The sequence below is a fragment of the Streptomyces sp. NPDC001709 genome (genome assembly GCF_053596375.1).
Window position 1 is genome coordinate 78,019 of the sequence record NZ_JBSFGB010000033.1, and the last position, 12,099, is coordinate 90,117.

A 12,099-nucleotide genomic window follows, 5' to 3' on the forward strand; every position below is an offset into this window, starting at 1 on the left:
GACGCATGAGTACGACGACTCCACCGCCCCTCACCGGTCTGCGGGTGCTGGACCTCGCGACCCTGTTCGCCGGCCCGCTGGCCGCCACGCTGCTCGGCGACTTCGGCGCCGAGGTGATCAAGGTCGAGCATCCGGACCGGCCGGACCCCTCCCGCGGGCACGGCCCGGCCAAGCACGGCATCGGCCTGTGGTGGAAGGTGCTCGGCCGCAACAAGCGGACCATCACCCTGGACCTGTCCACGCCCGGCGGCCGTGCCACCCTGCTCCGGCTCGCCGCCACCACCGACGTGGTGATCGAGAACTTCCGCCCGGGGACCCTGGAGAGGTGGGAGCTGGGCTGGGCGGAGCTGGCCGCCGCCAACCCCCGGCTGGTCCTCGCCCGGGTGACGGCCTTCGGCCAGTTCGGGCCGTACGCACACCGCCCCGGCTTCGGCACCCTCGCCGAGGCGATGAGCGGCTTCGCCGCGATCACCGGCGAGCCCGACTCACCGCCCACGCTGCCGCCCTTCGGGCTCGCGGACTCGGTCGCGGGCCTCGCGACCGCCTACGCCGTGCTCACCGCGCTGGCCGCACGGGAGCGCACCGGCGCCGGGCAGGTCGTCGACATGGCGATCATCGAGCCGATCCTGTCGGTCCTCGGCCCGCACCTGACCTGGTACGACCAGCTCGGCTACGTCCAGGAACGCACCGGCAACCGCTCCGCGAACAATGCCCCGCGCAACACCTACCGCACCGCCGACGGCCTCTGGGTCGCCGTCTCCACCTCCGCACAGTCCGTCGCGGAGCGGGTGATGCGCCTGGTGGGCCGCCCGGAGCTGATCGAGGAGCCGTGGTTCGCCACCGGCGCGGACCGCGCCGCCCATACCGACGTCCTGGACGAGGCGGTCGGCTCCTGGATCGCCGCCCGCACCCGCGCCGAGGTCCTCGCGGCCTTCGAGAAGGCGGAGGCCGCGGCGGCCCCGGTCCAGGACGTCCGGGACGTGCTGGCCGACCCCCAGTACCAGGCCCTGAACACGGTCACCACCGTCGACGACCCCGAACTGGGCCCGCTGCGCATGCAGAACGTCCTCTTCCGGCTCTCCTCGACCCCCGGCGCGATCCGCTGGGCCGGCCGCCCGCACGGCGCCGACACCGAGGCCGTGCTCACCGAGCTGGGCCTCACCCCGGCCGACATCGCCGCCCTGCGCACGGGGGGAGCCCTGTGACCCGGCCCCCGCTCACCTGGCTCTACGTCCCCGGCGACCGCCCGCGCGTGGTGACCAAGGCGCTCGCCGCGGGCGCGGACGTGGTGGTGATCGACCTGGAGGACGCGGTCGCCCCGGACCGCAAGGAGTACGCCCGCACGGCCACGGCCGCCCTCCTCGCCGACCCCCAGCCGGTCCCGGTCCACGTCCGCGTCAACGTCCCGGACAGCCCGTGGGCCGCGGCGGACCTGGACGCTCTGGGGACGCTGCCCGGCCTCTCGGGGCTACGGCTCCCGAAGGTGACGGCCCCAGCCGAGATCATTCGGGTCGCCACGGCCACTCCCGTCCCGCTGTACGCCCTGCTGGAGACGGCTCTCGGTATCGAGCACGCCTACGCCATCGCCACCGCCCACCCCGCCCTGCGGGGCATCGCCCTCGGCGAGGCGGACCTGCGGGCCGACCTGGGCGTACGGGCCGACGCGGGCCTCGACTGGCCGCGCTCCCGGGTGATCACCGCCGCCCGTGCGGCCGGCCTCGCCCCACCGCCGCAGTCGGTCCACCCCGACATCCGCGACCTGGACGGCCTCGCCGCCTCCTGCGCCCACGGCCGCACCCTCGGTTTCCTGGGCCGCGCCGCGATCCACCCCCGGCAGCTGCCGGTGATCGAACGGGCCTACCTGCCCACCCCGGCGGAGATCGAACACGCCGAAACGGTCCTGAAGGCAGCAGCCACCCAAGCAGGCGCCCAGGCTCTCCCCGACGGCCGCTTCATCGACGCGGCGGCGGTGACACTGGCGCAGCGAACGCTGTCGCTGGCGTACAGGAACTAGATGCGCGCCGAGGGCGCCCGGAACACGGACTCCGGGCGCCCTCGGTGCGGTGAAACCATCCGTCAGCTCTTCTTGGTCGCCGACTCGGCCTCGTCCTTCGCCTCCACGGCCTCCACGGCCTCCGGCTCAGCCTTGTCCTCGACCTTGGCCTCGGTCTTGTCCTCGACCTCGGCCTCGGCTTCGTCAGCACCTTCCGTACCGTCGGCCGAACCGTCGGAGACACCCGGCTCGACCACGGCCTCCCTGCCCGGCCGCACCTTCGACGACACCACGATGTACGCCACCGCCAGCAGGAACACGATGATCGCGGTCCAGTCGTTCAGGCGGAGCCCCAGGATGTGGTGCGCGTCGTCCACGCGCATGTACTCGATCCAGCCGCGGCCCACGCAGTAGGACGCGACGTACAGGGCGAACGCGCGGCCATGGCCGAGCTTGAAGCGGCGGTCGGCCCAGATGACCAGGAGGCCCACGCCGACGCACCACAGGGACTCGTAGAGGAAGGTCGGGTGGTAGTAGCCCGGCACCCGGCCGCCCTCGGAGGAGGTGATGTGCAGGGCCCATGGAACGTGCGTCTCACGGCCGTACAGCTCCTGGTTGAACCAGTTGCCCCAGCGGCCGATGGCCTGCGCGAAGGCGATGCCGGGGGCGACGGCGTCGGCGTACGCGGGCATCGGGATGCCCCGGCGCCGCGCACCGATCCACGCACCGAGCGCGCCGAGCGCGATCGCGCCCCAGATGCCCAGGCCGCCCTGCCACACCTTGAAGGCGTCCACCCAGTCACGGCCCGGGCTGAAGTACAGCTCGTAGTCCGTGATCACGTGGTACAGCCGGCCACCGACCAGACCGAACGGCACCGCCCAGACCGCGATGTCGGCGACCGTGCCGGCCCGCCCGCCACGGGCGATCCAGCGCTTGTTGCCGAGCCAGACGGCGACGAAGACGCCGATGATGATGCAGAAGGCGTAGCCGCGCAGCGGGATGGGGCCGAGGTACAGCACCCCGCGCGACGGGCTGGGAATGTAGGAAAGTTCCATGGCAAGTCCGACGCTACCGTGCCGGGCCGTGGGGACGGCAAGCAGCCCGGCTACGGGTCCATAACGGGGGCGTGAGAAAAAGGACGGGCGGGACGAAGATCCTTACCCGCGGTTGGCCGCCTCCACCATCTGCTTGAGCTTGGCCGGGGTCATGGTCTGGTCCTGGTAGATGTTCTTCCCGCCGAGCAGGACCGTCGGCGTGCCGGAGAAGCCGCCGGACTGGAAGGCCTTGTGGGACTTGTTCACCCAGCTGTCGTGGGTGCCGTCCTTGACGCACTTCTGGAATGCGGCCGAGTCCAGGCCGCCGACCTTGCCGGACAGCTTGATCAGCTTGGCGTCGTCGGCGTACGCGTCGTCGGTCTCCTTGGGCTGGTTCGCGTACAGCACGTCGTGGTAGTCGCGGAACTTTCCGGTGTCCTGGGCGCAGGCCAGGGCGTTGGCGCCGCGCAGGGAGCCGGTGCCGCCGAGGTTGCCGTCGATCAGCCGGACCAGGTGGTACTCGATTCTGAGCTTGCCGGAGTCGACCAGTTCGTGGAGCGTCGGGCGGTAGGCGACCTCGAAGGCCTGGCAGGCGGGGCAGCGGACGTCCTCCCAGATGGTGAGCGTCGACTTGGCGCCGTCCTTGCCGACCGGGATCGCGAGGCTGTCCTTGCCCTGCGCACCCGAGGGCGCGACGACCGGGCCCGCCTTCTCGCTGCCCTTCTTGCCCGAGTTGGCGGCGACCACGCCGATCACCGTCGCAAGGCCCAGGACGCAGACGACGCTCGCGCCCACGATCAGATTGCGCCGTCGCTTCTCCGTGGCCTTCTGCTTCTCACGCTCGACCGCCAGCCGCTCCCGGGCGGTGCGCTTTCCGTCACGGTTCTTCTCGCTCACACCCCCAGAACGAACCGGGGAGGCGCAGCGCGCCTCCCCGGTCCCAGGTCCACTCGTTCGAGTGACCGAATCTTCCGCATTACTGACGGTTACGCCTGTCCGCGCACGCCCTTCGCCAGTTCCTCGGCCAGCTCGCGGGCCGCCGCGAGACCCGAGGCGTGGTCGGGGGCGTCCAGCATCCGCTTCACGAAGGCCGAGCCGACGATGACGCCGTCGGCGAAGCCGGCGACCTCGGCGGCCTGAGCACCGTTGGAGACACCGAGTCCGACGCAGACGGGCAGTCCGGTGCCGGTGGCGCGGGTGCGCTCGACCAGGTTCTGGGCCTGCGCGCCGACGGATTCGCGGGTGCCGGTGACGCCCATGAGCGAGGCCGCGTAGACGAAGCCGCTGCCCGCCGCGGTGATCTTGGCGAGCCGCTCGTCCTTGCTGCTCGGCGCCACCACGAAGACGGTCGCGAGACCGTGCTTCTCGGCGTGCTCCCGCCACAGCGCCGACTCCTGGACCGGCAGGTCGGGCAGGATGCAGCCCGCGCCGCCCGCCTCGGCCAGCTCGGCGGTGAAGCGCTCGACGCCGTAGCGGTCGATGGGGTTCCAGTACGTCATCACGAGCACGGGCTTCCCGGTCGCCGCGTGCGCCTCCCGGACCGTACGCATGACGTCGGCGATCCTGACCCCGCCGCGCAGGGCGATGTCGTCGGCGGTCTGGATGACCGGGCCGTCGAGGACGGGGTCGCTGTGCGGCAGGCCGACCTCCACGACATCGGCCCCCCCGTCGAAGACGGCCTTGATCGCCTCGATGCCGCCGTCCACGGTGGGGAATCCGGCCGGGAGGTAGGCGATGAGGGCGGAGCGCCCCTCGGCCTTCGCGCCGGCGAGGGTGTCGCTCAACAGCTGGATGTTCCCGCTCACTTGGCGTCCCCTTCGATCTCGGCGGTGGCGGCTTCGTCGGCGGCCACCTCGGCGTCGGTGTCGTAGAGGCCGAAGTAGCGGGCGGCGGTGTCCATGTCCTTGTCACCGCGGCCGGAGAGGTTGACGACGATCAGGCCGTCCTTGCCCAGCTCCCTGCCGACCTCCAGGGCGCCGGCGAGGGCGTGGGCGCTCTCGATGGCCGGGATGATGCCCTCGGTACGGGACAGCAGGCGCAGGGCCTGCATGGCCGCGTCGTCGGTGATCGCGCGGTACTCACCGCGGCCGGAGTCCTTCAGGTAGGAGTGCTCGGGCCCGATGCCCGGGTAGTCCAGACCCGCCGAGATCGAGTACGGCTCGGTGATCTGGCCCTCGTCGTCCTGCAGGACGTACGACCGGGAGCCGTGCAGGATGCCCGGCTCGCCCGCGGTCAGCGTGGCCGCGTGCTCGCCGGTCTCGATGCCGTGGCCGGCCGGTTCGCAGCCGATCAGCCGGACGCCCGCGTCGGGGATGAAGGCGTGGAAGAGGCCGATGGCGTTGGAGCCGCCGCCGACGCAGGCGACGGCGGCGTCGGGGAGGCGCCCGGCGCGCTCCAGGAGCTGGCGGCGGGCCTCGACACCGATGACCCGGTGGAAGTCGCGGACCATCGCCGGGAAGGGGTGCGGACCGGCCACCGTACCGAAGAGGTAGTGGGTGTGGTCGACGTTGGCCACCCAGTCGCGGAACGCCTCGTTGATGGCGTCCTTCAGGGTGCGGCTGCCGGACTTCACGGCGACGACCTCGGCACCGAGCATGCGCATCCGGGCCACGTTCAGGGCCTGGCGCTTGGTGTCGACCTCGCCCATGTAGATGGTGCAGTCGAGGCCGAAGAGGGCGCAGGCGGTGGCGGTGGCGACGCCGTGCTGACCGGCGCCGGTCTCCGCGATCACGCGGGTCTTGCCCATGCGCTTGGTGAGCAGGGCCTGGCCGAGCACGTTGTTGATCTTGTGCGAGCCGGTGTGGTTGAGGTCCTCCCGCTTGAGGAACACCCGGGCGCCACCGGCGTGTTCGGCGAAACGGGGGACCTCGGTGAGGGAGCTGGGGCGGCCGGTGTAGTTCACCAGCAGGTCGTCGAGCTCGCGGGCGAACTCGGGGTCGGCCTTGGCCTTGTCGTACTCGACGGCGACCTCGTCCACGGCGGCGACGAGGGCCTCCGGGATGAACTTGCCGCCGAACACGCCGAAGTAGCCTTCGGCGGTGGGGACTTGACCCTCCGGGTCAGGGAAGAAGAAGTTGCTGGGCATGCCGAAACCTCACGGTGAGTGCGTGAAAAAACACTAATCGCCGTGGGGGCGGAGTTTGTCGTACGACCTCAGGCCGTGTGTGGCTGGTCGCGCAGTTCCCCGCGCCCCTTTGGGGCGCGCTGCCATCGACGTCCGTTTACCTGCCCAGGTTCGTCACCGATGACGTACCGGACCCTGCGACCGTGGACGCGCCTCGCCGGCGCACGGCAGCCCCGCGGGCGGCAGCCGCGGGCCAGGCGCGCGTACCGGTCGACGGTCGTCACGGTGGGAGTCATCGGTGTCAGCCTATCGGGGGATCAGCTCCGGCCGTGCCGCAGTGCGGGATGTTCGCCCGCGGCGACCAGGTCGGCGACGGCGGTCTTCGGGTCTCGGCCGGTGACCAGGGACTCGCCGACCAGGACCGCGTCGGCGCCGGCGTTGGCGTACGCGATCAGGTCGTGCGGGCCGCGGACACCGGACTCGGCGACCTTGACGATGTGGTCCGGGATCTCCGGGGCGACCCGCTCGAACGTGCCGCGGTCGACCTCGAGCGTCTTCAGGTTGCGCGCGTTGACGCCGATGACCTTGGCACCCGCGTCCACGGCCCGCTCGACCTCGTCCTCGTCGTGCACCTCGACGAGCGGGGTCAGACCGATCGACACCGCGCGCTCGATCAGCGACTCCAGGGCCGGCTGGTCCAGGGCGGCCACGATCAGCAGCGCGAGGTCGGCGCCGTACGCCCGGGCCTCCCACAGCTGGTACGACGTGACGATGAAGTCCTTGCGGAGCACCGGGATGTCCACGCGCGCGCGGACGGCCTCCAGGTCGGCCAGCGAGCCGCCGAAGCGGCGCTGTTCGGTGAGGACGGAGATGACGGCCGCGCCACCCGCCTCGTAGTCCGCGGCGAGCCCGGCCGGGTCGGCGATCGCCGCCAACGCGCCCTTGGAGGGGCTGGAGCGCTTGACCTCGCAGATCACCTTGACGCCGTCGCCCTTGAGCGCGGCCACCCCGTCCTTTGCGGCGGGAGCCTTGGCCGCGCGCTCCTTGAGCTCGTCGAGGGTGACGCGTGCCTGCCGCTCTGCGAGGTCGGCACGGACTCCGTCGATGATCTCGTCGAGCACACTCACGCGAGCGGCCCCCTTTCAGACGGTGGTTCCTTCAGGTTTTGAAAACCCGTGGTCATTGCGATGGTATCCGCAGGAGCGCGGAGCCTTCGCATCCGGTGGATGCCGGTCCCACTACCTGGACGCCCACCGCTCGATCAAGGACGCAGCCAGCCCCCCGACGGCAGGTTCCGGACGGCGGTGAACACCAGCAGCAGCGCTCCGGCCGCCCACAGGTGCACCGGCCCCGGCCTCATCCGCATCGGCCGGCCGCGCACCGTACGGGCCGTCCATACGGTCCACAGCCCCGCGAAGCCCAGGTAGGCGGCCACACCCAGCGCGTTGTCGTGCAGGGCGGTGAGGAGATCGCCGTGGACGAAGGCATGCGCGCTGCGCAGTCCGCCGCAGCCGGGGCAGTACAGGCCGGTGAGCCGGTACAGCGGGCAGACGGGGTAGTGACCCGGTTCGTTCGGGTCGACGGCGCCGACGTAGGCCGAGGATCCGGCGACGGCCGCGAGGAGTCCGGCCGGGACCGTAAGCCGGCGCCACACGGGCGTGGGAGGCACGGCCCGGTGCGGGACCGCACCGCTGTCGACGTTCACCCGATCATTGTCCCCTCCGACTCGGCGCCACGCGCGCCGGTCCGCGGCTGCCGGGGAGATTCCCGGGACACCACGAGGGGCGGCCCGCACCCTTCAGCAGGTGCCGGGCCGCCCCTCGTGGGAAGCCTGTGTGGTCAGCTCTCCGCCGCGACCGGCTCGCGGGTCGCGACGGGCGCGCCGCTCATCGCGAGGGGCTTCGGGTCCGCGCCGAAGCCCATGGCCTTCATGATGCCGCCGACCACCGCGCCGCCGAGGATGAGCACCATGCCGGCCCAGAAGCCGACGGGCTGGGCCATCACCATGAAGGCGCCCGCGACGCAGAAACCGATGAAGGAAATGATGACACCGGTCCAGGCGGCCGGGGTGTGACCGTGGCCGTGGCTGCTGCCCGCCATGTCTGTGCTCCTCGTTGCTGTGTACGTGTCCCAGGAGAGCGGCGTACGTGTCGTACGGCTCCGAGCCCGCCCGTCACTGTCCGAGCCGGACGCTCGTCGTCCATTGTCCCGTACGCGCGCGCGTGCCGGACGCGGGGGTGACGTCTGATTCACCACATCCCCGCCGGGCGCGGCGGGCTCACGCCCCGGTCGGGTCCTCGCCGCGGTCCAGGGCCTTCCAGATCTCCTCGGGCCGCTCGGGATCGACGGGCCGGGCCTTGCGGCGCGGGCGGTCGCCGCCGCGCTCGTAGCGGCCGGACATGGCGGGCCACCGGCTGCCGAAGCGCAGCGCCAGCAGGCCGGCCAGCAGGATCAGCGCGCCGCCTGCGGCCGCGACGTAGGGCCAGCCGGTGTGGCTGAGCGCGGCGACGGTGGCGGAGGTGTCGCCGCTCGCCTGGGCGGCCTTGCCGTCCAGCGCGGAGTCGTCGGTGGCGGCCACGAGCGCGGCGGCCACGATCCCGGCGCCGGACAGCGCGAGCAGCCCGGCGACGACGATCCGGCCGGCCCTGCGGACGGCGAAGACGGCGACGAGCGCGGCGAGGCCCACTATGGCGAGTGCCGCGGGTACGCCCGTGACGTCGCTGCCCTTGACGGTGAGCGGGAACGCGCCGCCGGCCACCGTCGCGGTGCCCTCCGCCCAGCGCTGGCGGGTCGCGAGCAGCGCCACGGCCGCGCCGAGCGCACCGCACAGGAGGGCCACGGCGAGGCTGCGGCGGCCGGACCGGGCGGGTCCGGCCGCTTCCGAGCGAGGGTGAGGTACTGCAGTCATGTACTCCACTATCGCCTGAACCCCGGGCGAACCGTCACCCGGGGTTCGTATGAGAAGCACCCCACTTGGCGAGAAGCGCCCTACTTGCCCAGCCGGTTGGCCGTGTGCACCGCCCGGAGCACCGCCGCCGCCTTGTTGCGGCACTCCTGGTCCTCGGCGACCGGGTTCGAGTCGGCGACGATGCCCGCGCCCGCCTGGACGTACGCCGTGCCGCCCCGGAGCAGGGCCGTGCGGATGGCGATCGCGGTGTCGGAGTCGCCGGCGAAGTCCAGGTAGCCGACGCAGCCGCCGTACAGACCGCGCCGGGACGGCTCCAGTTCGTCGATGATCTGCATCGCGCGGGGCTTGGGGGCGCCGGAGAGGGTGCCCGCCGGGAAGCAGGCGGTGAGCACGTCGAAGGCCGTACGGCCCTCGGCCACCTTGCCGGTGACGGTCGAGACGATGTGCATCACGTGCGAGTAGCGCTCGATGGACATGAAGTCGACCACCTCGACCGAGCCGGGCTCGCAGACCCGGCCGAGGTCGTTGCGGCCGAGGTCGACGAGCATGAGGTGCTCGGCGCGTTCCTTGGGGTCGGCGAACAGTTCCTCGGCGAGGGCCTGGTCCTCCTGCGGGGTGGCGCCGCGGGGGCGGGTGCCGGCGATGGGGTGGACCATGGCCCGCCCGTCCTCGACCTTCACCAGGGCCTCGGGGGAGGATCCGACGACGTCGAATCCGTCGAAGCGGAACAGGTACATGTACGGCGACGGGTTCGTGGCCCTGAGGACCCGGTAGACGTCCAGGGCGCTCGCCGTGCAGGGGGTCTCGAAGCGCTGGGAGGGCACGACCTGGAAGGCCTCGCCCGCGCGGATGCGCTCCTTGATGTCCTCGACGGCCACCTGGAAGTCCGGGCCGCCCCACAGCGCGGTGTACTCGGGCAGTTCGGAGGGCGGCAGCACGGCCGGGGGCTGGGCGACCGCGCGCGTGAGGTCGGCCTCCATGGCGTCGAGACGGGCCACGGCGTCCGCGTAGGCCTCGTCCACGCCGGTGTCGAGGTCGTTGTGGTTGATCGCGTTGGCGATCAGCAGGACCGAGCCCTCCCAGTGGTCCATGACGGCGAGGTCGCTGGTCAGGAGCATGGTCAGCTCGGGGAGGCGCAGGTCGTCGCGCTCGCCGGGGCCGATCTTCTCCAGGCGGCGGACGATGTCGTAGCCCAGGTAGCCGACCATGCCGCCGGTGAAGGGCGGCAGGTCCTCCTGGTGCGGGGTGTGCAGGGTCTCGATCGTCGCGCGCAGGGCGGCGAGCGGGTCGCCGTCGACCGGGACGCCGACGGGCGGGGCGCCGAGCCAGTGGGCCTGGCCGTCCCGCGTGGTCAGCGTGGCGGCCGAGCGCACGCCCACGAACGAGTACCGGGACCAGGAGCGGCCGTTCTCCGCGGACTCCAGCAGGAAGGTGCCGGGGCGCTCGGCGGCCAGCTTGCGGTAGAGCGCGACCGGGGTGTCGCCGTCGGCGAGGAGCTTGCGCGTGACGGGTATGACGCGCCGGTCGGTGGCGAGCTTGCGGAAGGTCTCGAGGTCCATGTCGGCCTTACTGATCGGATGCCTGGGCGACGGCATCGGCGTCCTTGAGAAGCACATCCTCGTCGAAACAGGTGCGCGCGCCGGTGTGACAGGCCGCGCCCACCTGGTCGACCTTGACCAGGACGGTGTCGGCGTCGCAGTCCAGCGCGACCGACTTCACCCACTGGAGGTGACCCGAGGTGTCGCCCTTGACCCAGTACTCCTTGCGGCTGCGCGACCAGTAGGTACAGCGGCCGGTGGTCAGCGTGCGGTTAAGCGCCTCGTCGTCCATCCAGCCGAGCATGAGCACCTCGCCGGTGTCGTACTGCTGGGCGATGGCGGGCAGGAGACCGTCGGCGCTGCGCTTGAGGCGGGCGGCGATCTCCGGGTCGAGGCTGCTGGGCCGGGGCATGCCGGTCGGACTGGTCATGGATGCCATTGTGCCGCGCGGGTGCGACAGTGCCGGTGCCGTGTCCACTGCGCGGACTCGGCGGCTGGTCGTAGGCTGACTCCATGTCGACCTTCGCCAAGCGTGAACGGCTGTTGCTCGCCGACCTCTTGGAAACCGTCGGTCCGGACGCGGAGACCCTCTGCGAGGGCTGGCGGACCCGGGACCTGGCCGCGCATGTGATCGTGCGGGAGCGCCGCCCGGACGCGGCCGGGGGCACGCTGATCAAGCAGCTCGTGCCGCGCCTGGAGAAGGTGATGGCCGAGTACACCGCGAAGCCGTACGAGGAGCTGATCCAGCTGATCCGTACCGGCCCGCCACGCTTTTCGCCGTTCCAGCTCAAGCAGGTCGACGAGGCGGCCAACATCGTCGAGTTCTACGTCCACACCGAGGACGTCCGCCGCGCCCAGCCGGACTGGAGCCCGCGCGAGCTGGACCCGGTCTTCCAGGACGCCTTGTGGTCCCGGCTGGAGCGCTCGGCGCGGCTGGTGGCCCGGGGGGTGCCGACGGGTCTGGTGCTGCGCCGCCCGGACGGGCAGACGGCGGTGGCGCACCGGGGTGCGCCGGTGGTGACGGTGACCGGCGAGCCGTCGGAGCTGCTGATGTTCGCGTTCGGCCGGCAGGACGCGGCCAAGGTGGAGGTGGACGGCGAGGCGGACGCGATCACCAGGCTGCACGAGTCCAGGCAGCTGGGCATCTGAGAGGGGCCGCCGCCATGATCAAGGTCGCGATGACCGGTGTGTACGTGGACGACGTGGCGGCGGCGCACGCCTTCTACACGGACGTGCTCGGCTTCGAGACCCGCACGCACAGGGATCTGGGCGGCGGCACGCTGTTCGTCACGGTCGGGGCCCCTCAGGGCGCCCAGCCCGATCTCCAGCTGCTGCTGGAGCCCGGCCAGGGCCCCGTCGCCGAGCCGTACCGGCGGGCGCTGTACGAGGCGGGCATCCCGTGCATCGTCTTCTCCGTGGAGGACCTCGGGGCGGAGTACGCGCGGCTGACCGGCCGGGGTGTCCGGTTCACGCACGAGCCGCAGGAGCAGGGGCCGGTGCTGGCGGCGGTGTTCGACGACACCTGCGGGAATCTGGTGCAGCTGGTTCAGCCGAAGGGGTGA

The 12,099-nt window shown here is 72.0% G+C and carries 15 protein-coding genes; 4 read left to right on the top strand and 11 right to left on the bottom strand.

Annotation, left to right across the window (positions count from 1 at the left end):
* Positions 1–5 precede the first annotated feature (5 nt).
* The gene (locus ACWC0C_RS36165) at positions 6–1,205 is read left to right on the top strand and encodes a CaiB/BaiF CoA transferase family protein (RefSeq protein ID WP_450868501.1); all 1,200 of its coding nucleotides are present in this window, start codon (positions 6–8) and stop codon (positions 1,203–1,205) included.
* Positions 1,202–2,014, top strand: a complete 813-nt coding sequence (locus ACWC0C_RS36170) for an HpcH/HpaI aldolase/citrate lyase family protein (protein WP_450868502.1) — start codon at positions 1,202–1,204, stop codon at positions 2,012–2,014. Before ACWC0C_RS36165 ends, ACWC0C_RS36170 begins: the two co-directional genes overlap by 4 nt.
* Positions 2,015–2,076: 62 nt before the next feature.
* Here the strand turns inward: ACWC0C_RS36170 and lgt are convergent, their stop codons facing one another.
* From lgt to hisI, 11 genes are all read right to left on the bottom strand, one after another.
* Positions 2,077–3,048, bottom strand: coding sequence for a prolipoprotein diacylglyceryl transferase (gene lgt, locus ACWC0C_RS36175; protein ID WP_450868504.1), 972 nt, complete (start codon positions 3,046–3,048; stop codon positions 2,077–2,079).
* 102 nt (positions 3,049–3,150) lie between these two features.
* Positions 3,151–3,924, bottom strand: a complete 774-nt coding sequence (locus tag ACWC0C_RS36180) for a DsbA family protein (protein WP_450868505.1) — start codon at positions 3,922–3,924, stop codon at positions 3,151–3,153.
* 89 nt (positions 3,925–4,013) lie between these two features.
* Positions 4,014–4,832 (bottom strand): tryptophan synthase subunit alpha, encoded by an 819-nt coding sequence (gene trpA, locus ACWC0C_RS36185; protein ID WP_449196019.1) that lies wholly within the window; start codon positions 4,830–4,832, stop codon positions 4,014–4,016.
* On the bottom strand, positions 4,829–6,112 hold the full coding sequence (trpB, locus tag ACWC0C_RS36190; protein WP_450868507.1) for a tryptophan synthase subunit beta: 1,284 nt from the start codon (positions 6,110–6,112) through the stop codon (positions 4,829–4,831). The genes trpA and trpB overlap by 4 nt, the downstream gene beginning before the upstream one ends.
* Positions 6,113–6,180: 68 nt before the next feature.
* Positions 6,181–6,387, bottom strand: coding sequence for a tryptophan biosynthesis modulator TrpM (gene trpM / locus ACWC0C_RS36195; protein ID WP_372478048.1), 207 nt, complete (start codon positions 6,385–6,387; stop codon positions 6,181–6,183).
* Positions 6,388–6,408: 21 nt separating this feature from the next.
* Complete coding sequence (gene trpC, locus ACWC0C_RS36200) at positions 6,409–7,218, bottom strand: indole-3-glycerol phosphate synthase TrpC (protein WP_449196022.1); 810 nt, start codon at positions 7,216–7,218, stop codon at positions 6,409–6,411.
* 134 nt (positions 7,219–7,352) lie between these two features.
* On the bottom strand, positions 7,353–7,796 hold the full coding sequence (locus tag ACWC0C_RS36205; protein WP_450868509.1) for a DUF2752 domain-containing protein: 444 nt from the start codon (positions 7,794–7,796) through the stop codon (positions 7,353–7,355).
* Positions 7,797–7,930: 134 nt separating this feature from the next.
* Positions 7,931–8,191 (bottom strand): HGxxPAAW family protein, encoded by a 261-nt coding sequence (locus ACWC0C_RS36210; RefSeq protein ID WP_449196024.1) that lies wholly within the window; start codon positions 8,189–8,191, stop codon positions 7,931–7,933.
* 178 nt (positions 8,192–8,369) lie between these two features.
* Positions 8,370–9,008, bottom strand: coding sequence for a TIGR02234 family membrane protein (locus ACWC0C_RS36215; RefSeq protein ID WP_449196025.1), 639 nt, complete (start codon positions 9,006–9,008; stop codon positions 8,370–8,372).
* A gap of 71 nt (positions 9,009–9,079) precedes the next feature.
* Complete coding sequence (locus ACWC0C_RS36220; RefSeq protein WP_450868511.1) at positions 9,080–10,558, bottom strand: anthranilate synthase component I; 1,479 nt, start codon at positions 10,556–10,558, stop codon at positions 9,080–9,082.
* A gap of 7 nt (positions 10,559–10,565) precedes the next feature.
* Positions 10,566–10,967 carry a phosphoribosyl-AMP cyclohydrolase gene (gene hisI / locus ACWC0C_RS36225; protein WP_450868513.1) on the bottom strand — a complete coding sequence of 134 codons (402 nt, stop codon included), beginning with the start codon at positions 10,965–10,967 and terminating at the stop codon, positions 10,566–10,568.
* An 83-nt stretch (positions 10,968–11,050) separates the two neighbouring features.
* Between hisI and ACWC0C_RS36230 the strand changes: the two genes are divergently transcribed.
* Both ACWC0C_RS36230 and ACWC0C_RS36235 read left to right on the top strand, forming a co-directional pair.
* Positions 11,051–11,686, top strand: a complete 636-nt coding sequence (locus ACWC0C_RS36230) for a TIGR03085 family metal-binding protein (protein WP_450868514.1) — start codon at positions 11,051–11,053, stop codon at positions 11,684–11,686.
* 14 nt (positions 11,687–11,700) lie between these two features.
* The gene (locus ACWC0C_RS36235) at positions 11,701–12,099 is read left to right on the top strand and encodes a VOC family protein (RefSeq protein WP_449196029.1); all 399 of its coding nucleotides are present in this window, start codon (positions 11,701–11,703) and stop codon (positions 12,097–12,099) included.